The organism is Halarcobacter mediterraneus (genome assembly GCF_004116625.1).
GTDB lineage: Bacteria > Campylobacterota > Campylobacteria > Campylobacterales > Arcobacteraceae > Halarcobacter > Halarcobacter mediterraneus.
In genome coordinates this window covers 1-22,699 of the sequence record NZ_NXIE01000009.1, presented here as the reverse complement: position 1 = coordinate 22,699, position 22,699 = coordinate 1, and the positions used below count along the sequence as shown (strand labels likewise).

Here is a 22,699-nt window from a genome sequence, read left to right as displayed (position 1 = left end):
TTGAGTTTATTGCTAATAAGATTGCTGATATTTTAGATGATATTAACAACACAGAGCTTCAAGAACAAATTAAGCTAGAGCTTAAAGATTTAGCTTCTAACTTTGTTATTTACAACCAATCGACTTATTAATATTTTGAATGTTAAAGTGGTATAATACCACTTTAGCATACAAATTCAAGGTATTTTATGAAAGACAAACTTTTAGAGAAAAATGAAAACTATAAAAAAATCGAAGAAGTAATAAAATATATTGATGAAAACTTCAAAGACCAACCCTCAATAGATACAATTGCAAAATATATAGGTATGAGTAAATACCATCTTATAAGAGTGTTTAAAGAGTATGTTGGTGTAACTCCAATACAATTTTTACAATCTGTAACTTTAAACTATGCAAAAGAGCATTTAAAAGAATCAAAATCTATTTTAGATAGTGCTTTAGATATTGGACTTTCTAGTTCTAGTAGACTACATGACTTATTTGTAAATATTATTGGAGTAACTCCTAAAGAGTATAAAAGTCTAGGTGAAAATGTAGAAATAACCTATGGTTTTGGAAATACTCCATTCGGAAATGCTTTAGTTGCTATTACTAAAAGAGGTATTTGCTATTTAGGTTTTTATGATGATTCTTCAAAAGAGTCAGTTTATACAAGATTTAAAGAAGTATGGGCAAAAGCAGAGTTAAAAGAAGATAATAAAAAAGCAGATGAAGTTTTAAATAGTATTTTTATTAAAAAAGATAAAAAGTTTAATCTATATGTAAAGGGAACAAACTTTCAAATCAATGTATGGAAAGCTTTAATAAATATTCCTGATGGCTCTATTGCTACATACTCTGATGTGGCAAAATATTTAAATAAACCAAAATCTGTAAGAGCAGTTGCTAGTGCTATTGGTTCTAACCCTATTGGTTTTTTAATTCCATGTCATAGGGTTTTGGGTAAAAGTGGTGCTATGACTGGATATAGATGGGGAATAGAAAGAAAAAAAATCCTTGTAGCCTATGAAGCCTTAAAAAACAAAGAATCTTAATCTTTTTTTAGTCTATGAGAAATAGAATAAATTACAGGTAAGTAAATTAGATTTAAAATAGTTCCCCATAAAAGTCCAAAACCTAAACCAATTGCAATAGGTTGAAAAATAACAGCTTGTCCAGTTGGAAAAAAGATTAAAGAACTCATTCCTATTAAAGTTGTTATTGTTGTTAGAATAATCGGTCTAAATCTTTTTGTAGCCCTAACAAATACTTCATGTAAAGTATTTGCTTTCTTCAAATAAGTCATCATAATAATTCCATCATTAATAACAACCCCAGCTAATCCAAGCATCCCTATAACTGAAGGCATAGATAAATTTAGTCCCATAATTTTGTGTCCAATTAAAACCCCTAAAATAGAAAAAGGAATAACTGACATTAAAATAAAAGTTTCCCTAAAAGAGTTAAATAAATAAAGCATTGCTATCATAATAAGCACAATAGCTAAAGCTGTAGCTAAAAGCATATCATTTTTTAAATCTTTTTTCTTCTCTTCTTCTCCTTTAAAAACTAAAGATATTCCACTTTTTTCTATCTCTTGTAATATAGGTTGGATTTTATCTACAACTTCACCTGCTGTTATAATATCAGCATCAACATTTGCATAAATATAAAAGTTTTTTAAGCCATTATCTTTAATTAATTGTTCAAAACTCTTTATAACCTTAAAATCAGCTACTTGATTAAGTGCAATAAAAGTTCCATCACTCAATGGTATTTGTGTATTTTTAAATTCTTCAAAATCATCTTTATTTATACTTTGAATTTTTATATCTAGCATACTTTCAGAATCAAAAGCAACAGCTTTTTTCTTTAATAAATACATATTAGATAAATAAGAACCAATATAAGCTTCATCTATACCTAATTGCTGTCCATAAGAGTTAACTTTTAATTTGATCTCATCAACTCCAAAATTCAAAGAATTTGATACACTTTTTATTCCATCAAGTTTATTAATTTCTTCTTCAATTTTATTAATTGAATTTATAATTTTTTGACTATCATTTGAAACTAATCCTATTTTTATATCTGCCTTTATAGGACCTACTTTTCTTTCTACTACAGCAATTTCTGTTAAATTATATTTTTCTTTGTATTCTTTTTGAATCAAGAACTTTTTTAAATCTTTAGCAATATCCTTTGAATCTCTAGTTCTTACTCTTCCTTCTTTATCATAATAAAAACTTAAATAAGGTGTTATATATTTATCTAAAAAGTTAGCTTCTTTTCTTTTTTCAAGTTCTAAAGTCATATACATAACATATGAAAAATTTTCAGTATTTTCTGCACTATCTCTTCTAAATCCAGCAACTGAATCTATACTTTTAATAAAGTATTCATCTTTTTTTACAAGTAAATCTTTTTCTATTGTTTGTACAATTTTAAATGAATCTTCTAATTTTGTATTTTCATTGGCTTTAATTGTGATTTTTACATCACTAGCATCAAATTGAGGAAAAATTTGAAACTTTGAACTTGATATTTCTAAAACTGTAGCAAGGGGAACAAAAATTATAAAAATTGTCAAAAAAGTTTTTTTCCAATCCATAAAAAAATGTAGAATTGAATTGTATATATTGTTTGCTTTTTCCCAAGAAGTAACTTTTGAACCATTTTTTAATACATGTGCAGCATGAATTGGTAAAAAAATAAATGACTCAATTAAAGAAGCTACTACTAATGCAGATAAAGCAATTGGAATTAATTTTATAACTTCTCCCATAGTTCCACTAATCATTAATATAGGAAGAAAAGAAAATAAGGTAGTAAGAGAAGCTATTGATACAGGTTTTACCATTTCTTTTGCACCTATTACTGCTGCTTCCTTAGGAGGATATCCCTCTTCTATATGCTGTTGAATATTTTCACTTACAACAATTGCATCATCTACAACTATACCAATTGCAATTAAAACTCCAACTAAAGAAATCATATTTATGGTATATCCAGAAAAATACATATAAATAGCTGCTATTACAAAAGAAGTTGGAATACCAACTGCAATAATAAAAGACATCCTAAAATTAATTAATATAGCTACAAGTACAGTGATTAATATAATTCCTAGCATAATATTTGAAACAACAATATTTAGCCTATCTTTTATTCTTTCACTATTATCATCAGCAATTAAAACTTGAATATCTGCATTTTGACTATTTAAAGAAGGAAGAATTTCTTTGATTGCCTGTGTTAATTTAATAGCATCTGCCGTATCTGTTTGTTCTACATTTAAAGATAAAGCATTTTTACCATTAAAAGAGTAAAGTGTCGAAGCATCTTCATATTTCTTTGAAATAAGAGCAATATCAGATAAATAAACACTTGTTTGCCCTACTCTAAGAAGAGTATTTCCAAAGTTATTTGCAGTTTTTTCACCATTAAAAGTTGAAACATAATAATGTTTTTTACTATCTTCTATTTTTCCAACTGGGAAGATATAAGACAATGTAGAAATTGCATTAAAAACATCACTTTTATTTAAATCTAAAGCTTCTACTTTTTTGTCATCAATAAGTATTTCATAATATTCATCAGAATCACCATAAATAGTAATATCATTAATTCCAGAAATTGTCATTAATTTACTTTTTATGTCATTTGCTAAAGGCTTTAACTCATCCAAAGTTAGTTTCTCAGAAGTTAAAGAAATATCTAATAAACTACGGGATCTTGTTAAGGCATTTACAGTAGGCTCATCCATATCCGAAGGAAGATCTGCTTTTACTAAAGCTATTGAATCTTTAACTTTATCAGATTCATTAAACTTATTTTTTCCCTCTTTTAATTCTAAAATTAAAGAAAACCTACCTGGACTAATCACAGTAGTCATGGTATCAACACTATCAAGATTTTTTATATTATCTTCAATTTCTGTTACAACCATTTTATCTAAAATATCAACTGAAGCACCAGAATAAGACCCAGTAACAGAAATCATTTCTAACTCAAAACTAGGAAATATTTCTTTTGCTGTATTATTATAAGACCAAATACCTGCAAAAAACACTAAAACAAATAAAGTATAATTCATCCTTGAATTATCTACAAAGAATTTTAAAAATTTTTCAAACATACTCTTCCCCAAGAAAAGGTGTATTATATTTAATATTTATTAATGAAGTATTAATATTATTAATTATTACATTTAAATGATTTTTAAAATATATCCAAAGTTTGAAATATTATATAAATTTATAAAAAAGTATAAAAGATAAAGTATTAGCAGTTATTATCTGCTAATACCATCTATTTTTATTTTCTTAACCATATCATAATCTTTATTATTGTTAACATTTTCACAATAAACTTTAATATTTAAAAGATTTGCTAATTCTTGTATTGACTCAACAAAACTTTGTTTAGATGTATCAAGATAAATATCAGTAGTATAATCTCTTGCTAATCTTATAAAATCTAAATTAAAATCTTTAATATTATCAAGGGGAATAAACTTACTTTCAAATCTTTTAACTATAATTTTAGCTCCTACATTATGAACTTTATCACAAAAGTTTTTAAAGCCTTTTATATCTTTTATAACAGCATATGCAGTAACTGAAAACAATAATTGAGAAGCTATATTTTTATTAGTAAAGATTTTATTTTCTAACCAAGAAATAAACTCTTCATCTTCAATTGAGTTTAAAGATAGATTAATCATTATATCGTGCTTAATATCATTAATAACCATATAATCTATGACTTTAGAAATTACTGCCATATCAAAATCAACTATTTTTTCGTATTTTTCTGCTATGGAAACGAATGTCCCGATTGGAATATTTTTATTATTTTTATCTTTTGCAGAAGTGAAAGCCTCTTGCATTAATAAAATTTCCTCATCTTTTGAACAATAAGTATCATTTATATATTCAATTTCAAAACTATTATTTTCAATAATTGTAAAAATTAAATCTCTCCACTCTTCCATATCCCTAATTAAATCATTATTATCTCTAATAAAATAGTCATTTGGACCTATTAATTTAGCTTTTTCATAAGCTTCATTAGTAGCTTGAAGCATTTCAGGAGTAGTACTATAAGTATTAAATGGAGTAGCACCTATATGTGCAATTTCGGTTACTTTATGCTTATTGGCCAAAAGATTAAAACTATTTTTTAGGTTTTTACATATTTTCTCACTACAAGAGTAATCACAATCTTCAAGAATCAACATAAACTCTGAACCAAAAAACCTATAAAATTTAAACTTTTTATTATCTTCTTTCTCTTTTAAAACATTTTTAATTTCATCAGTAAACTCAAGAATGAAACTATTTACTTCCTTATTAGTATGTGTTTTTGCAAAACTACTAAGTGCATTTATTTTTATTTTTAAAATATATCCTTTACCTTTTTGAATAAACATCTGTTTCATATCTGTTTCAAATGTAGTTTTTAAAGGTAATTTTGTTAATTCATCTTGAGATAGTTTTTCTGATAAAGTTTGAAGATTTCTATTTAACTTATTAATTATTACTTCAATTTTTCTTGACATATCATTCATTGCAATAGATACATGTTTGATTTCTGTAGTCCAAGGAAGTTCATCAATTGTTTCAAACTTTCCTAGAGCAATACTTTTTGCTAAGCTTTCAATCCTTTTTAATGGTCTTAATAAATATTGAACAAATATAAAAAGGATTATCATTGAAATGATAAAAGCAATAAAAGCATAAATAATTGAATTTTTTGCTTGTTTAAATAATTTAGCATAAGCTTCACCTGGATTAGGACTTACAAAAATAACTGCTGATTTTTTCCAACCATCAGAAATTTCACTAAATTTCTCTTCTAACTCTAATGGTATTAAATCAATAAACCAAGCAGGTACAGAATCAAATTTAATATCTCTTTTTTCTTCTAGCAATATTTTTTTAATATCAAGTTTTACTACAATATCTTTAGTTTCATTTTCATTTGTAATAGTTAAAGTAAAAGGTATTTTTCCACCATTTTTATAGGCATCAGTTGGAATATATCTATATCTTTCAAAATTTTCTACATTAAAATCATCAAAAGAATCACTATTAATAGAATCATCTTCAAGTTGTAATAGCTGTTCACTTAATTCATAATCAGATTGAATTTTTTCTACATATCCAAATTTTGATTCGACAAAAAGTTTCTTAATTTTCCAGTTGTCATTCTTGTAAGTTGATGTTGCATCTAACAACTCATAGTCATTTATTATATAATCACTATCTTCTAATCTTATTTCTTTATAAAAACCACTATTTGATATAGCCTTAATTATTGACTCAATTTCAGGGTCTTTTTTATCTTTAATTAAAGGTCTTAAACTCATTCCTAAAGATGTTGCAGTATCTTGTGCTTTTGTTTGAGATTCAACTTCTAAATATTCTTTAGTATTTTTTATACTTATAATAAAATTACCAGTGAATATTATAAAAAAGATGAAAGCAATAATTATATATAACTGTTTAGACAAAGACATATTTTTCCTTTTTAAATTTTACCCATGATTAGTTTCCAGTTTTTAAGATTGTTTTCTCCAACACGAACTGAATCATTTCCTTTATTTTTAGCTTGCCATAATCCACTTGCATTGAAACTATATACAGGTGTTAAATCTTTTCTTTGTGAAGCTAATTTTAATCTTTTATTAACATTATCTAATACTATAGGTGTAGCACCAGGTTTATGATAATAAGTCAAAACCATGTGAGCTTGTTCATATTTAGTACCTCTTTGTTTTAATTTTACATAAGTTATTCTAAGTTTATTATCAGGAACACCCAATTGCCTTAAAGAAAAATATTTAGCAATTGCATAATCCTCACAATCTCCAGCTCCAGTACCTAAAAACTCAAAAGGTGAAGCCCAATAATCATTTTTTTTCCAATGAATATCATCTCTTACGTATTTAACTTTATTAAAAAAATCATTTATATATTTAAGCTGATGTAAGATATCTTCACTCTTTGCTTTTTTTAAAACCTTATCCCAAAGAAGAACTCTTTTTTCAGCTTCTGCTCCATATTTTTTTTTGATTTGATTTATTTTTTCAGAAGAGATATAAAAAAGATTTTCAGCAGTTATTGAAGAAAATAGAAAGAAAATACTAAGAAAAATCACTATATATAAATTTTTCAAAAGCTCTCCTTTCTAAACTATATTATTTACTATTTTAAAGTTTCTAAAATAGTATTTTCATTTATATTTTCATTATCATATTTTATTACTAAAAGATTTTCAGTGTCATTAATATACCATTCATCAATATGTAAAATTGAGTCTAATTTATTAGTATTTTGTCTAGTATTCTCATCAAGATGAATATACATTAATCTTTTCTTTAAAGGATTTGGCATAGTTATAATTAATATTATCCATAAAATACAAATAACAACAATTGTATAAACTATTGTAGTAAGTTCTACATCTTCAAAGAAAATTCCACCTAATAATCCTCCAAGAAAAGTTCCTAAATATCCACAGGCATTAAAAACACCTAAAACTAAACCTCTTTGATGAACCTTTGCAAATTTTGTAGCTAAAGATTGCATAATTGGTTCATGCATATTAAAACCAATAAAAAATATTACTACTCCAACTATAAATAAAATATAACCTGCACTAAGTCCTATCAATAAATAAGACACTCCAAAAAAGAATATACCTAAAGCTAAAATCTCTTTAAATTTACCTTTTTTTTCTGCAATTATTGCAGCAGGAGCCATAGATAAAAATCCAAAAATCATTGCAGGTAAGTATACTTTCCATAAATCACTCATTTGCCATTCATAATTGTTGATTAAAACCATAGGAATAATCATAAAAGCAAAAGTCATTAAACCTTTTTGTAAAAAGTTTGTAATATTCATTTTTATTAAATTTGAATTTAATAAAACATCAGAAACTATAGCTTTGTGTTTATATGTATGGGTAATCTTTGGAGGATTAGGAACATATTTAACCAAAATAAATATTGAAACAATTGCAATAACAGCAGTTAAATAAAATAGAGTTGGAACTCCAGCAAAAGAACCTATCGTAGGTCCTAACAACATTGAAGCAGCAAAACTCATTCCAATAAACATTCCCATTGTTGCCATTGCTTTTGGTCTTTGTTCTTCTTTTACAAGATCACTAATAGTTGCTGTAACAACAGCACCAATAGCACCCGCACCTTGTAAAAATCTTCCTAACATTAACATTAAAATATCATCAGCAATTGCACAGAAAATTGAACCAATAGCAAAAAGTAAAAGTCCAGTTATAATAGTACCTTTTCTTCCTAACTTATCACTCATTATTCCAAATGGCACTTGAAACAGCATCTGTGTTAAAGCATATCCACCAATTACTACACCTACTAATGTCGTAGTTGCACCATAAAGGTTTATTGCATAAACAGATAAAACAGGTAAAACGATAAAAAGTCCAAAAAATCTAAAAGCGATAATTAAACTAAGAGGTAAAATAGATTTAATCATATATAATCCCATAAGTAAAATAAACTCTGATTATATATCAATAAAGTTAATAAGAGGGTAAAAAGGAAATTTATGAAAATAATTTTAGCTACAGGAAATAAAGGTAAAATTGATGAATTTAAGAAATTATTACCAAATGAAGAGGTTTTTACATTCAAAGAAATAATTGGAGATTATGAAGTTGAAGAAGACAAAGACTCTTTTAAAGGTAATGCTGTAAAAAAAGCTCAAGAAATTTATGAAAAAATTGGTTCTAAAGATGCAATCGTAATTTCTGATGATAGTGGGATAACTGTTCCAGCTCTTAATAATGAACCAGGTATTTATTCAGCAAGATATGCAGGAACTAATGCCACTGATAAAGAAAATAATTCAAAGTTAATTTCAAAATTAAAAGAAAAAAACTTAAAAGAGACAGAAGCTTATTATACAGCTTGTATAGCCATTGTCTATAAAGGTTATACTTACACAGTACATGGATGGATGTATGGTAAAGTAATAGATAAAGAAATAGGTGAAAATGGTTTTGGTTATGATCCTATGTTTATTCCAAATGGTTTTGATAAAACTTTAGGGAATCTCCCTTATGAAGTAAAAAAAGAGTTTTCTCATAGAAGTAAGGCATTAAAACTTGCAAAAAAAGTTTTAGATATAATCTTATAAAAGTAGAGAAAACTCTACTTTTATCTTAAAAAACATATACAGCTGCAAGCCAACCAAAAATTATTAAAGGGATATTATAATGAAGAAAAGTAGGAACTACAGTATCCCAAATATGGTCATGCTGTCCATCAACATTAAGCCCCGATGTTGGTCCAAGTGTACTATCTGAAGCGGGGCTACCTGCATCTCCAAGGGCAGCAGCAGTACCAACTATTGAAATAGTTGCCATTACAGAAAAATCTAATTGTATACATAAAGGTACATAAATAGTTGCAATAATAGGAATAGTAGAAAAAGAAGAACCAATTCCCATTGTAATAAAAAGCCCTACTATTAACATAAGAAATACTGCTAAAGATTTATTATTTCCTATTATATCAACTACAGAAGAAACTAAGCTTTCAACTCCTCCTGTCGTATTTATAACACTAGCAAAACCGTTTGCAGTAATCATAATAAAACCAATCATTCCCATCATTTTTAAGCCTTTTGTAAAAAAGTCTTGAGTTTGATTTGCTTTTATTACGCCAGCAACAATAAATATAATAAAACCTGCTAAAGAACCTAGAATAATAGAGTTTGTATATACTTGTAAAGCAAGTGCTGTAACAACAGAAAATAAAGCTACAATTATATGAAAAACATCAAGTTCTCTTTTTTCTGTTTCAACTTCTAATATTTTACTTACATCATAAACTCTTTTTTTCCTATATGAAAAAAATATTGCAAAAAGTAAACCTAAAAACATTCCTAAAACAGGAATCGCCATGGCTATAGGCAATTGTCCAGATACTGCACCTACTCCATTATCAACAATGTTTTTTAATAAAATTTCATTTAAAAATATTCCTCCAAAGCCAACTGGTAAAAACATATATGTAGCAATAAGTCCAAAAGTAAGAATACAAGCAACTACTCTTCTGTCTAATTGTAACTGTGCCATTGAGTGTAAAAGAGGGGGAATTAAAATTGGGATAAAAGCAATATGTACAGGAACAATATTTTGAGAAGAAACTGCAGCAAGTAGAATAAAAGTCAACATTAAATATTTTATATAAATAAATTGAAAAGAAGACTCACCTAAATTAACTTTTTTGATAATCATATTTGATAAAAGATCAGTAATTCCTGATTTTGAAATTGCAACAGCAAAAGTTCCTAACATGGCATAACTTAGTGCTATAGTTGCCCCATTCCCTAAGCCTTTATTAAAGGCTTGAATTGTTTCATTTATATCTAATCCACCAACAAGACCACCAGCTATTGCTCCTACAATTAAAGCAATTACAATATTTACACGAACTAAGGATAATACAACCATTAAACTTACGGCAATTATTACAGAATTCATAATTTTCCTTTTAAAGTTTTATGAAAATTTCATATTTTTTATACATAAATTTTATTTTTGAGAAAAGAGTGTACTTAATTTTTACTTATTAATTTCAATATTTTTAACTAAGCTAATATTAAAATCTTTTGCTTTTACTTGCATTTGAATAAAAAAATTACTTGTCTTATCCTTTACATAAGCTTGTATCTTGAATTTATTATCTTCAATTTCAATTTTATTAACTCCATCCAAAGAAGAGTTTCTTAAATACTCTTCTAAAAACAATAAATGGTTTTTACCTTGAATATATTGGTATTTATTTACTATATTTGAAGAAGATAAACTTTTTACTTCAAAAATATTTATAATAAGAAAAGAAAATACAACTAATAAAAGTAAAGTAGCAAAAAGAGTAAATGCTTTTTTCATAATTTAAATTTCCATTCTTGTTTAATTTTATTTTCTAGCTCAATGAAAACCACCAGTATATTATTAGCTAAAACTCTCATATGAAAACTATTTACCTCATCAAGTAGCAAATATCCATCATAATAGAGTTTTTTATTTTCATACCTCAATAAATCCTTTGATTGGGGTAAGTTTTTTTCAATAATTATTCTTGTAGAGTTTAAATCTATTTTTAATTTTTCAATATTTTCATTTGTTATTTGTATTTCATAAAGTTCTTTTGAATAAGAAAAAGAATATATCACAATTATAGAACCTAAAAATACTACAATAATCAATTCTAGAAGAGAAAAAGCTTTACATTTCATATTTCTTTAGCCTAATCTTATTATCTTTATATTCTATTTCTTTTACAGTGATAGTTTTTGTTTGAGTTTCATTTATTTTTAAAGTTAAATTTTTATTTTGTTTTGCAAAGTCACTTGAATAAGAAGAAGTAGTAAAGTTATTTTCTAATTTATTTAATAATATATACTCTTCATCAAGATTATCATAGAAGAATGAGTTTGAAAATCCTACTATGATAATTGATAAAATTAGTGTACTTATAATAGTTTCAAGAAGAGTAAAACTACTTTTGTCCAATTTCATTGGCTTTATCATTTGCAGCTTCAACTGCTTTAATCATAGCATCTCTTACAGCACCCTCTTCTAATTTTCCCATTCCCGCAGCAGTTGTTCCACCTGGACTCATTACTGAATCTTTAATCAAAGCTGGATGTGTAGTTTCTAATAATTTTGCATATCCACTAAATAAACCTTTTACAAGTTCATTACTTATACTTCTTTCTAAACCAGCTTTAACAGCTCCATCACTTAAACTCTCTGCAACTAAACTTAAAAAAGCAGGACCACTTCCTGCAAGTGCTGTTGCTACATCAAGTTGTTTTTCTGTGTTAACCCAAACAGTTTTTCCTACATAAGAAAATAACTCTAAAGCTAAATTTTTTGCTTCTTTATCCCCTGTTACTGTTGTAGTTGAACCACAAACTGAAGCTGCCACATTAGGCATAGTTCTTATATAAAATTTTGATTTTATTTGTTTTTTTAAATTGTCTAATGTAGTCCCTGCAAGAATTGAAAATAAAACATTTGCTTTTCCTTCAAGTCTAGCTGCAACACTTTGTAAAGCATATGGTTTTACACAAAAAATTATATTCTTATCTGTAATATCTTCCATATCTTTCATAACTTTTACTTCAACTTCAGAAATTCTTGTTTTAATTTCATTTAGTTTTTTTTCATCTCTTCCTATTATTTCTACTTCAAAATTATTCACAAGACCTCTTGCAAGTGCTTGTGCCATAAATCCATTTCCAATAAGTGTTAATTTCATCGTAATACCTTCAAAATTATTTTACACATTATAACTAATTAATTATAAAGCTTTAAAAAGTAAGAAAGTAGCAAGGATACATAAGATAAAATACTTACTTTACAAAAAAAGGAAGATATAAATGATCAACAAACTGAAGTTTAAAAATGTCATATTAATTTTAAGTTTAGGTTTTATCTTAACTGCTTGCTCACAGAAATCTGAAAGAGCACAAGAATATAATAAACCAGCACTTTATTGGTACAATAAAATGTTAAAAGATATTTCTACAGGTTTCCTAGAAGAAGCAGATGATACATATACATCATTAGAAAGTGAACATAGAAATTCACCTTTAATTCCTACAGCATTATTAATCCTAGCTAATGCTCATATTGATAATGAGGAGTACCAGTTAGCTAATTTCTATCTTGATGAATATATAAAAAGATTTGCTCTTAGCAAAAATATAGACTATGTAAGATACTTGAAAATTAAAGCTAACTTTTTAGGTTTTTCATACTCACTTAGAGAACAACAACTTATTGAAGATACAATTAAAGAAATTGAAGAGTATAGAAACTTATTTACTGACTCTAAATATATGCCTTTAGTTGATACTATGAGTGCAAGACTTTATATGGCAAAGGCTTCTTTAGACAAAGAAATTGCAGATCTTTATAAAAGGCTTGATAAACCAAAAGCTGCAAAATATTATGAAGAAAAAGTAAAAGAATCTTGGGTTGATGCTAAAGAAATTGAAGAAGTAGAAGTTCCACTTTATAGATCTCTTTTTGAAGAGAACCTTTTTTAAAAAAATTTGAATATTTTATAGGAGTTAAAACATATGGAATTAGACAATTATGAATCTTTTCCACAGGAAATACCTTTAATAGTTGAGGACGAAATATTTTTATATCCATTTATGATTGCTCCTTTGTTTTTAGAAAGTGAAAGCAATTTAGAAGCAGTAGAGCACTCAATTGAAAATAATAAATTAGTAATAGTAACTGTTAGTAAACCTGGACATGAGGGGAAAAGAAAAGAAGATGACTTTTATGATGTTGGAGTAATTGGAAATATCATGAGAAAAGTATCTTTACCAGATGGGAAAATAAAAGTACTTTTTCAAGGACTAGCAAAAGGAAGAATAAAAAATTATAATGAAGAAAATCCAAATTTTGCTTTTGTTGATAAATTAGAAGATGAAGAAGTATCACAAGAAAACATTACTTCTATTATTGATGTTCTAAGAGAACAAGTTAAAAAACTTTCAAGAATTAATTCTAAATTTCCTGCTGATTTAATTAAAACAATAGAAGAAAATAATGATGCTACAAGAATTGCTGATTTAATCTCTTCAGTTTTAAAAGTTAAAAAAGATGAAGCATATAAACTATTTGCCCAAACAAATTTAGAAAAAAGATTATTAGAAATAATTGAAACTATAAAAAAAGAGATTGAAAGTTTTAAAATACAAAAAGAAATAACTCAAAAAGTTAATTCAAAGATAGAAAAAACTCACAAAGATTACTTCTTAAAAGAACAGATAAAAGCTATACAAAAAGAACTAGGTTCTGATAACCAAAAAGATGTAGAAATAAAAGCTTATAAAAAGAAGCTAAAAAAAATAAAAGCTTATATGCCTAAAGATGGATATAAAGAAACAAAAAAACAAATTGATAAATTAAGTAGAATGCACCAAGACTCACCTGATAGTGCCCTACTTCAAACATACATTGAAAATGTTTTAGAAATTCCATTTGGTAAATATGCTCAAAATGACATTTCTGTAAAAAGTGTGGAAGAACAATTAAATAAAGACCACTATTCTTTAGAAAAACCAAAAGAGAGAATTTCTGAATATTTTGCAGTAAAAGAAATGTTGGAAAAAAGAAAAATAGAAAATCTAAAATCAAAGGGAACAGTTCTTTGTTTTGTGGGACCTCCAGGTGTTGGTAAAACTTCATTGGCAAACTCTATTTCTCAAGCTTTAAAAAGACCACTTGTAAGAATTGCTTTAGGTGGTATGGAAGATGTAAATGAATTAAGAGGACATAGAAGAACATATGTTGGAGCAATGCCAGGAAGAATTGTAAAAGGCTTAAGTGATGCAAAAACAATGAATCCTGTGGTAGTTTTAGATGAAATAGATAAGTTAGGAGCAAATCACAGAGGTGACCCAACTGCTGTTATGCTTGAAGTTCTAGATCCAGAACAAAATAATGAATTTAGGGATCTTTACTTAAACTTTGCAATTGATCTTTCACAATGTATTTTTGTTGCAACTGCAAATGATGCAAGAAGAATTCCTCCTGCGTTAAGAGATAGAATGGAGTTTATTGAAATTTCTTCATATACTCCAAATGAAAAATATCATATTGCAAAAGACTATTTAATTCCTCAAGAATTAGAAAAACATGGACTAAAAAGAAGTGAAATTTCTTTATCTAAAACAACTATCGAAGCTATAATCTCAAAATATACAAGAGAAGCTGGGGTTAGAAATCTAAGAAGAGTTTTTGCAAAAATATTTAGAAAAACTGTAAAAAAACTTCTTAAAAATGAAGATATGAAAAAAGTTTCTATTTCAACAAAAAACCTAAAAGAGTTTTTAGAAAACCCTATTTTTGAAATAGACCCAGCAGAAAAGAAAAATCAAATTGGAGTTACAAATGGTTTAGCTTGGACAGCTGTTGGTGGAGATGTTTTAAAAACAGAAGCTGTAAAACTTAGAGGAAAAGGTATTTTAAGTGTTACAGGAAATATGGGTGAAGTGATGAAAGAATCATCAAAGATTTCGTACTCTGTTGTAAAACTTTTAATTGATAATAAAAAATTAAAAATTGAGCAAAATACAATTCCCAAAACTTCAAAAGAAACAGAAGAAAAAATAACTGTTGATTCAAGTGAGATATATAAAAGATATGATATTCATTTACATATTCCAGAAGGAGCAACCCCAAAAGATGGTCCAAGTGCAGGAATAACTATGGCAACTACTATTGCTTCAATTTTAAGTAATAAAGAAGTTCGTTCTGATCTTGCAATGACAGGGGAATTAACCCTAACAGGAAAAGTATTACCTATTGGAGGATTAAAAGAAAAACTTATTGCAGCACATAGAGCAAAAATGAAACTAGCTTTAATTCCAAGAAAAAATTTCCAAAGAGATTTAGATGAAATACCTGAAGAAGTAAAAGAGAATATGGAAATAAAAGCTGTTGATACAATAGAAGATGTTTTAAAAGAAGCATTAATCTAAAAAATAAAAATGAAAGTAAAAAAAACTCGTCCTAGTGATGGTGTTATAATAAATAATATTTTTACTTTTGCAACAATTGTTATGATTTCCATAACAATTGTTCTTTATACAACTTTTATAGTTGAAAAAAAAACAAAACTCCTTCCTAAACTTGATTGTGAAAAAGACATTTCTACTTTTGTTAGAGTGAATGATAAGACCATACTAAAAAAATCTATTAAAGCTTTAAATAATGGTTATTATAAAATTGAAGGTTCTATTTTAAAAGCACAAAAGAACTCAAAAATAACTAAAATTATCACAATAGAAGAGATAAATAAAATATTTAAAGACTATATTAAAACACCCCCTAAAAAAAATTTAGAAAAGTTTTTAAAAATCAAATATGAAATTATAGAAAATGATTTAGATTCAACAGCTAAGCTAAATGCAGGGTCAATTATGACATCATTTAGAATTAATTCTAAAGAAATATTTTTTATAAAAACAGATATTAAGTTTTTATATAATAATGCAATAAAAGAAAATATTCAATGTGCAATAAAGGTATATGACAACTATGTTAAGAACTACTAATTCAAATTTTACACTAACAAATATTACAATAGCAATTACAGTACTTATGTATTTTATTCAAATCAATGTAAACTATGGAGGTTTATATTTTGGTTTAAATATGTATTTTCTAGAAGGTGGTTTTTATTGGCAACCTTTAACAACTATGTTTGCCCATGGAGGCTTAGGACACTTAGCTATGAATATGTTTGTTCTTTACCAATTTGGTAATGCAATTGAACTTCATAAAGGTAAACAAGAGTTTATACTAGCTTATTTCGTTGCTGGTTTATTAACTTCTATTTTTAGCTTTTTATACATTTACTATTTAGATAATTATGTGAATTTACTAGGAGCTTCAGGAGCAATTTGTGCACTTATGGGATATATTGCATATATAGATAAATTTCAAAGAAAAGCTATAATTACTTGGGTTTTAATTATCTCTGTTGCTCCTATAATTATAGGACTTCCTATTGCTTGGTATGCACACTTTATAGGTTTAGCTATTGGATTTCTAATTGGAATGATTAGAAAATAAATTTTCTAATTATTCATAAAATAACTTACTATAGACATAACAACTAAAACAAAAACCATTCCCCAAACTATCTCTTTAATCTTTACTGTAGGGTTTAAAGTTCCACAGTAAGGGCATTGGCGTTTTTTCACTTCTATTTCTCGTTTGCAGTGTCTACATGGTTCTAGTTTTATTTTTTATCCTTTTATAATAACTCTAATACTTTTTCTTTTAGAATTTTAAACTTTTCTTTCTTTTGATTACTTGAAAGTTCTTCTTTTTCTATTTCTTCAAGAAGTTCGCAAATTTGCGTTAAACACAAATTTAAACAAGAATTTTTTATATAATGAGCTTTCTTTATAATTTCTTCTTCATCTCCAACTTCTATTGTTTTTTCAAACTCATCAAGTTCTTTAGAAATATCAGCTTTAAATTTATCTATAACTTTTTGTGCAATAGTTTGACTTAAACCCAAGTTTGTAGAAACTAAATTTAAATCTATCTTATTAAAAGTATTTTTACTTCTTTCAATATTTTCTAAATTTACTTTTTTTGAAAAAGATTTAGATAAATATTTTTTCAAAACTTCAATTAATTTATCATTTTCTATTGGTTTTGCCAAATAATCATTCATTCCTGCTTCTAAGTACTTTTCCTTATCTCCTTTTATTGTATTTGCTGTTAAAGCTATAATAGGAATATTTTTTATTTTATTTTTTAATTCATACTCTCTAATAAGTTCTAAGGCTTTTAATCCATCCATAATAGGCATATTAATATCTAAAAAAACTATATCATAATCATTTTGTATATATAAATCATAAGCTTTTTGTCCATCATCAACAATATCAATACTTAAGCCTAAATCTTTTAATAATAACTCTATTAATAACTGATTATTTGCATTATCTTCTGCTACTAATACTTTTCCTCTAAAAGTATTGTCTTTTTTTATTTCTGCATTAATTCTTTGATTTTCTATTTTACAAGCTTGTGCAATAATATTAAAAACCTTTGAACCATAAATGGGGGTATCAAGATAAAAATCAATTAAAGAATTAATTTTACTTGTTTTCTCAAGGTTTTCACTATTTCCTACAAAAACAATGGGTACATCAAACTTACTTACCAGTTTTTCTAATTTTTCTGATAAATTAATATCTTCAAAACAAAAAATCAGATTAATAGTTCCTTGAATAGTTTTTTCATCAAAAATTTCTCCATACTCTTTTAGTATATTAAGTAAACTTTCTTTGATAGACTCTTTATTATCTATACTATTACATACTAAAAATTTATATTGTTTATTTTTTTCTTTTGCTTTTTCATAAGGAAAACTTACATCAAAAAAGAAACTACTTCCTTTGTTTTCTTCACTTAAAAGATTTATTTTTGAGCCCATTAATTCAATAATTTTAAGACTTATAGACAATCCTAATCCCGTACCACCAAATTGTCTCGAGATACTGCCATCAGCCTGAGAAAAAGGTTTAAAAATTCTTTTTTGATTTTCTAGGGATATTCCTATACCTTCATCTTTAACTAAAAACTTTAAAGTAGCTTCTTTTTCATCTTGTTTTAAAAGTTCAACCTCAAAGAAAACTTTTTTATTTTCAGGAGTGAATTTTATTGCATTACTTACAATATTTGATAATACTTGTTTAAGTCTAGTTTCATCAGTATAAATATACCTAGGGATATCTCCTATAAGTTTATAAATAAATCTAATATTCTTTTGTTTTGTATTTATAGAGTATAATTCAACTACTTGTTCTAAAAGTTTTTTTAAATCAACTTTCCCTTTACTAAGTTCAAACTTTCCACTTTCTACTTTTGAAATATCTAAAATATCGTTTATAATATTTAATAAAGATTTTGCACTTTTATTTATAACTGATGCTTGTTCTTTTTCTTTAATAGATAATTTAGCTTTAGAAAGAATCTCTGAGAAACCTATTATTGCATTTAAAGGTGTTCTTATTTCATGACTCATATTAGCTAAAAATTGAGATTTTATTTTATTTGCTTTTGAAGCTTCTTTTGCTGCATTCTCAGCTTTTAAAGAGATTGCTTTTAACTCACCACTTTTTTTCAAAATAAGCTTTATTACAATATAACTTAAAATACTAACTAAAAACATAACTAAAAAAGTAACTACAAACTCTAAATTAGAATAATACTTTTTCTCTTTTAAAATATTTTTTTCTAATTTATCTAGATTTATTTTACTTTCATATAATAAACGACTTGCATTTTCTTTCATTCTAATAAAAAGTGCAGGTATTTGCTTAAAAAACATTTGTATTTCAAACTTTGCATCTTCTTTATCTTCTTTATTATTAGAAGTTTCCATTATATTTTTCATTACTATAATTTTTTTCATTTTTGCAAGTTGACTTTCTATAAACTTTAATTTAGGTTTTAAATCTATAGATTCAAAAGTATATTTTGTATCTCTTGAGGGAGAGAAAGTTATTTGCTCTACAGTTTCACTAATTCCTACTAAATTTAATTTAATATAATTATCTAAAGTTCCTCCCTTTTCTAAAATATTAATAGCATTTCTTATATCATTTAACTCTTCAATAACTTCATCTTGCAAAGGTGTTAATGCTTTTGTATTAGAAACTATTGCCATTTGATAATAGTTTCTTTCAACGGAGTTTATCTCTTTTAGAATATATTCTCCTATTTTATACCTTGCCTGCTCATTTTTCACTTCATTATCCAAATCATCAATGATTTTTGCAAAGAAAATATGTACTACAACTAAAGAACTATAACCTATTAAGAAAACAGCAAGTAAGGCTATTAAACTTTTTAAAACACTATTTTTCATTAGAAACTTACTTTATCAAACTCTTTTAAGTCTTTATCATTTAAAAAGCCATATTTATAAAAAACTTTTCTTCCTTCTTCTGAAGAAGCAAAATTTAAAAACTTTCTACTTAAATCTTTATTTTTAGAAGTAGCCAATAGATTGAAAACCAACTTTGATTTATTAGAGTATTTATCATCTAATTCCAAAGCTTGTACAAAATCTTTATTTTCATTCCAAAAAGTTGTGGCATACCAATTTAAAACTAAATCTGCTTTATTCTCAATAATTACTTTTGTAAGATTCCTTGAATCAGGGGCAAGAAAAGAAGTGTTTAGCATTGCCTTTTTATAAAGATTATTAGCTCTTAAAACTTTCTTAGAGGCATTTCCTATACTTCCACTATGCTCATTTCCAAGTACTACTCTTAGCTTTTCATTAGTAAGTTCCAATAAAGAAGCTTTTATATTTTTAGGATTTCCTTTTTTTACAACAAGTGCAAGTTTATTAAAACCTACAAACTTTCCATCTAATAACAAGCCATCAATTAGATTTCTATATCTATATATTACTGAACCAGGAAGATATATATCTCCTATTTTACTCATTTTTATACTTTCATATAAGTCTTGACTGCCACCTTGCAAAATTTTAATTTTACAATTATACTGCTTTTCAAATTTATGGGCTAATTCTTCTACTGGTTTAATCATTGTTATTCCAATATAAAAAAGTAATTCTTCTTTTTCTTTTGCATTTACAGAACTATAAAAAGATAATAACAATAAAATAATAATGATTCTTCTTAATAAAAACATCACATACCCCCTATTTAGTAGTATATATAGTTAACTTATACAAATTGTCATTTAAGTCATAAAAGTATAAAATATTATAACTAAGAATTATTAAAAAAAGGTTTCTAAATGGATTTTAAAGACTTGCACATTGTATCTGTTGATGATAATAAAAACAATCTCTTTCTTGTAGAAGCAATTTGTAATGAAATAGGTTTAAATGTAACAAGTTTTTCTGACTCACTAGAAGCTTTAATGTATGTAATGAGAAATTCTATTGATTTATTAATAATTGACTATATGATGCCTAATTTAAATGGTCTTGAATTTATAAAAGAGTTTAGAATAAATAATGATAAAACTCCAATTGTGATGATTACTGCAACAGGAGATGATGATAATATTCATAAAGAAGCTTTTGAAGCAGGAGTAAATGATTTTTTAAGTAAACCTGTAAACTCTGTTTTATTTCAAGCAAGAGTTACTACATTATTAACAAATTACCAAAATAGACTTCTTATAGAAGATAAAGCCAAGCTTTTAGAAGAAGAAGTAAAAAAAGCAACACAAGATTTAAGACAAAGAGAACAAGAAACTTTATATATTTTAGGTAAAACAGCAGAGTATAAAGACCCAGAAACAGCTTCACACGTTTTAAGAGTTGCACATTATTCAAAACTTATTGCACAGCAATATGGACTTGATGAAGAAGAACAAGAGATAATTTTTTATGCTGCACCTTTCCATGATTTAGGTAAAGTAGGAATTGAAGATAATATATTATTAAAACCAGGAAAACTTACAGAAGAAGAGTTTCAAAAAATGAAAACTCATGCAGTTATAGGTTATGATATTTTAAAAGAATCAAAAAGTAAATTCTTACAAGCAGGTGCAACAATTGCAATAACACATCATGAAAGGTATGATGGTTCAGGATATCCAAAAGGATTAAAAAAAGAAGAGATTCATCTTTATGGAAGAATAGTTGCTGTTGTTGATGTTTTTGATGCACTAACTTCAACAAGGCCATATAAAGAAGCTTGGTCTTTTGAAAAAGCTTTAGAATTATTAAAAGAAGAAAAAGGCAAACATTTTGATCCCAAGATTGTAGATATTTTTACAGAGAATATTCATGAAATAAAAGAGATATACCATTCTTTTCAAGAAGAAAAATAAATGAAAAAACTTTTTAAACCTTTTTTTAATCCTTACATAGGGCCTATTTTAGTAATTGCTATTATTCTTTTTTATATTCTATTTTTTCTTTTACCAAAACTTTCTGAAGAGAATAAAAAAGATGAAATGGTTCAAAGAGCTGTTGAACTAATAGATAATTTAAAAAAAGTAAGAAGTTATTATACTTCTCATGTCATTAATAAAATTAAAAACTATGAAGAAATAAAAATAAACTATGATTATGCAGATAAAAAAGACACTATACCTTTACCTGCAACCTTACTTCATGATTTAAGTAAACTAGTTACTAAAAAAGAAATGAATATAAGAATATACAGTAACTACCCATTTCCAAATAGACAAGATAGAGTTTTAGACAAATATGAAAAGGAATCTTTAACTTTTTTAATAAATAATCCTATAGAGATTTATAAAAAAACTGCTGTTGAGAATAATAAAAAAGTCTTCAAAGTTGCAGTAACTGATATCTTTTATGATAAATCTTGCGTAACCTGCCATAATACAAGAATTGATACACCAAAAGATACTTGGAAGTTAGGTGATGTTAGAGGTGTAATACAAATTACAATGCCCTTTAAAAATGATTTTTTATTATCAAGTTCTCAACAATTATTTATAATCACACTTTTAGTTATTCTAATATTAATTTTAACTATTCACTATACTATAATATCTATCAAAAGAAAAAAAGAACACGATAATACTCAAAAAGAGTTAGAGTATAAAGTAGAAGAGAGAACCCTATCTTTAGAAAATACAGTAAAACTTTTAAATCAATATAAAAAAGCTGTTGATTTTAGTGCAATTGTTTCAAAAACAGATAAATATGGCTTTATAACCTATGTAAATGAAGAATTTATAAAAATTTCAAAATATTCAGAAAAAGAATTAATTGGTAAAAAACATAATATTATCAGACATGAAGATATGCCAAATAAATTATTTGAAGATTTATGGAAGACTATTTTAGCTAAAAAAATCTGGAAAGGGCAAATAAAAAATAAAGCAAAAGATGGAAGTTCTTATTATGTTTTAACAACTATTGTCCCTATATTAAATGTGGAAGATGAAATAGAAGAATTTCTAGCCATAAGATTAGATGTTTCAAGTATAGTAGAAGCCCAACTACAAGCGCAAAGGGCAGATGAAGCGAAATCAATATTTTTAGCAAATATGAGTCATGAGATAAGAACACCATTAAATGCAATAATAGGATTTTCAGAATTACTAAGTAAAAATAAAGAGCTAACAAAAGAGAATA

General features: G+C 26.1%; 20 protein-coding genes and 1 pseudogene. 9 read left to right on the top strand and 12 right to left on the bottom strand.

Translation table 11 applies throughout. The features are described from left to right. Positions 1–131: pseudogene (gene glyA / locus CP965_RS13920) on the top strand (serine hydroxymethyltransferase); the annotation flags it as partial. 57 nt (positions 132–188) lie between these two features. Beyond that, the gene (locus CP965_RS13915) at positions 189–1,037 is read left to right on the top strand and encodes a bifunctional helix-turn-helix domain-containing protein/methylated-DNA--[protein]-cysteine S-methyltransferase (protein WP_129062717.1); all 849 of its coding nucleotides are present in this window, start codon (positions 189–191) and stop codon (positions 1,035–1,037) included. On the opposite strand, the gene CP965_RS13910 is transcribed toward CP965_RS13915, so the two are convergent. The 4 genes from CP965_RS13910 to CP965_RS13895 form a co-directional block, all read right to left on the bottom strand. Continuing rightward, positions 1,034–4,120, bottom strand: coding sequence for an efflux RND transporter permease subunit (locus CP965_RS13910; RefSeq protein ID WP_129062716.1), 3,087 nt, complete (start codon positions 4,118–4,120; stop codon positions 1,034–1,036). The two genes, CP965_RS13915 and CP965_RS13910, sit on opposite strands and share 4 nt — an antisense overlap. 156 nt (positions 4,121–4,276) lie before the next feature. After that, complete coding sequence (locus tag CP965_RS13905; protein WP_129062715.1) at positions 4,277–6,505, bottom strand: bifunctional diguanylate cyclase/phosphodiesterase; 2,229 nt, start codon at positions 6,503–6,505, stop codon at positions 4,277–4,279. An 11-nt stretch (positions 6,506–6,516) separates the two neighbouring features. Then, entirely contained in the window at positions 6,517–7,164 is a 648-nt protein-coding gene (locus CP965_RS13900; protein WP_129062714.1) for a transglutaminase-like cysteine peptidase, read from the bottom strand. A 29-nt stretch (positions 7,165–7,193) separates the two neighbouring features. Beyond that, on the bottom strand, positions 7,194–8,507 hold the full coding sequence (locus CP965_RS13895; RefSeq protein WP_129062713.1) for an MFS transporter: 1,314 nt from the start codon (positions 8,505–8,507) through the stop codon (positions 7,194–7,196). 72 nt (positions 8,508–8,579) lie between these two features. Between CP965_RS13895 and rdgB the strand changes: the two genes are divergently transcribed. Then, positions 8,580–9,170 (top strand): RdgB/HAM1 family non-canonical purine NTP pyrophosphatase, encoded by a 591-nt coding sequence (gene rdgB, locus CP965_RS13890; protein ID WP_129062712.1) that lies wholly within the window; start codon positions 8,580–8,582, stop codon positions 9,168–9,170. A 25-nt stretch (positions 9,171–9,195) separates the two neighbouring features. On the opposite strand, the gene CP965_RS13885 is transcribed toward rdgB, so the two are convergent. The 5 genes from CP965_RS13885 to CP965_RS13865 all read right to left on the bottom strand — a co-directional run bounded on the left by CP965_RS13885 (position 9,196) and on the right by CP965_RS13865 (position 12,307). Beyond that, complete coding sequence (locus CP965_RS13885) at positions 9,196–10,521, bottom strand: Na+/H+ antiporter family protein (RefSeq protein WP_129062711.1); 1,326 nt, start codon at positions 10,519–10,521, stop codon at positions 9,196–9,198. Positions 10,522–10,602: 81 nt separating this feature from the next. Further along, positions 10,603–10,932 carry a hypothetical protein gene (locus tag CP965_RS13880; protein ID WP_129062710.1) on the bottom strand — a complete coding sequence of 110 codons (330 nt, stop codon included), beginning with the start codon at positions 10,930–10,932 and terminating at the stop codon, positions 10,603–10,605. Beyond that, entirely contained in the window at positions 10,929–11,279 is a 351-nt protein-coding gene (locus CP965_RS13875) for a prepilin-type N-terminal cleavage/methylation domain-containing protein (RefSeq protein WP_129062709.1), read from the bottom strand. Before CP965_RS13875 ends, CP965_RS13880 begins: the two co-directional genes overlap by 4 nt. Then, positions 11,269–11,562: a hypothetical protein gene (locus tag CP965_RS13870; RefSeq protein ID WP_129062708.1), complete on the bottom strand. Its 294-nt coding sequence runs from the start codon at positions 11,560–11,562 to the stop codon at positions 11,269–11,271. The genes CP965_RS13875 and CP965_RS13870 overlap by 11 nt, the downstream gene beginning before the upstream one ends. After that, positions 11,543–12,307, bottom strand: coding sequence for a pyrroline-5-carboxylate reductase (locus tag CP965_RS13865; RefSeq protein WP_129062707.1), 765 nt, complete (start codon positions 12,305–12,307; stop codon positions 11,543–11,545). The genes CP965_RS13870 and CP965_RS13865 overlap by 20 nt, the downstream gene beginning before the upstream one ends. A 121-nt stretch (positions 12,308–12,428) precedes the next feature. On the opposite strand from CP965_RS13865, the gene CP965_RS13860 reads away from it, so the two are divergent. From CP965_RS13860 to CP965_RS13845, 4 genes are read left to right on the top strand one after another with little or no spacing between them, the layout of a single operon-like run. After that, positions 12,429–13,100: an outer membrane protein assembly factor BamD gene (locus tag CP965_RS13860; RefSeq protein ID WP_129062706.1), complete on the top strand. Its 672-nt coding sequence runs from the start codon at positions 12,429–12,431 to the stop codon at positions 13,098–13,100. Positions 13,101–13,133: 33 nt separating this feature from the next. Next, entirely contained in the window at positions 13,134–15,551 is a 2,418-nt protein-coding gene (gene lon / locus CP965_RS13855; RefSeq protein WP_129062705.1) for an endopeptidase La, read from the top strand. 9 nt (positions 15,552–15,560) lie between these two features. Beyond that, positions 15,561–16,127 carry a hypothetical protein gene (locus CP965_RS13850; RefSeq protein ID WP_129062704.1) on the top strand — a complete coding sequence of 189 codons (567 nt, stop codon included), beginning with the start codon at positions 15,561–15,563 and terminating at the stop codon, positions 16,125–16,127. Beyond that, complete coding sequence (locus CP965_RS13845; protein ID WP_129062718.1) at positions 16,111–16,647, top strand: rhomboid family intramembrane serine protease; 537 nt, start codon at positions 16,111–16,113, stop codon at positions 16,645–16,647. Before CP965_RS13850 ends, CP965_RS13845 begins: the two co-directional genes overlap by 17 nt. Positions 16,648–16,652: 5 nt before the next feature. On the opposite strand, the gene CP965_RS14470 is transcribed toward CP965_RS13845, so the two are convergent. Genes CP965_RS14470 through CP965_RS13835 form a run of 3 tightly spaced genes read right to left on the bottom strand, consistent with a single transcriptional unit; the run spans position 16,653 to position 20,262 of the window. Next, a complete protein-coding gene (locus tag CP965_RS14470) occupies positions 16,653–16,778 on the bottom strand; it encodes a hypothetical protein (RefSeq protein WP_267285287.1) in 126 nt (41 codons plus the stop codon). A 53-nt stretch (positions 16,779–16,831) separates the two neighbouring features. Next, entirely contained in the window at positions 16,832–19,465 is a 2,634-nt protein-coding gene (locus CP965_RS13840; RefSeq protein ID WP_129062703.1) for a hybrid sensor histidine kinase/response regulator, read from the bottom strand. After that, positions 19,465–20,262, bottom strand: a complete 798-nt coding sequence (locus CP965_RS13835; RefSeq protein WP_129062702.1) for a substrate-binding domain-containing protein — start codon at positions 20,260–20,262, stop codon at positions 19,465–19,467. The genes CP965_RS13840 and CP965_RS13835 overlap by 1 nt, the downstream gene beginning before the upstream one ends. A gap of 108 nt (positions 20,263–20,370) precedes the next feature. Between CP965_RS13835 and CP965_RS13830 the strand changes: the two genes are divergently transcribed. Both CP965_RS13830 and CP965_RS14375 read left to right on the top strand, forming a co-directional pair. Further along, complete coding sequence (locus CP965_RS13830) at positions 20,371–21,417, top strand: HD domain-containing phosphohydrolase (protein WP_129062701.1); 1,047 nt, start codon at positions 20,371–20,373, stop codon at positions 21,415–21,417. Continuing rightward, the coding region (locus tag CP965_RS14375; RefSeq protein ID WP_129062700.1) for a c-type heme family protein at positions 21,418–22,699 on the top strand (1,282 nt) is incomplete at its 3' end.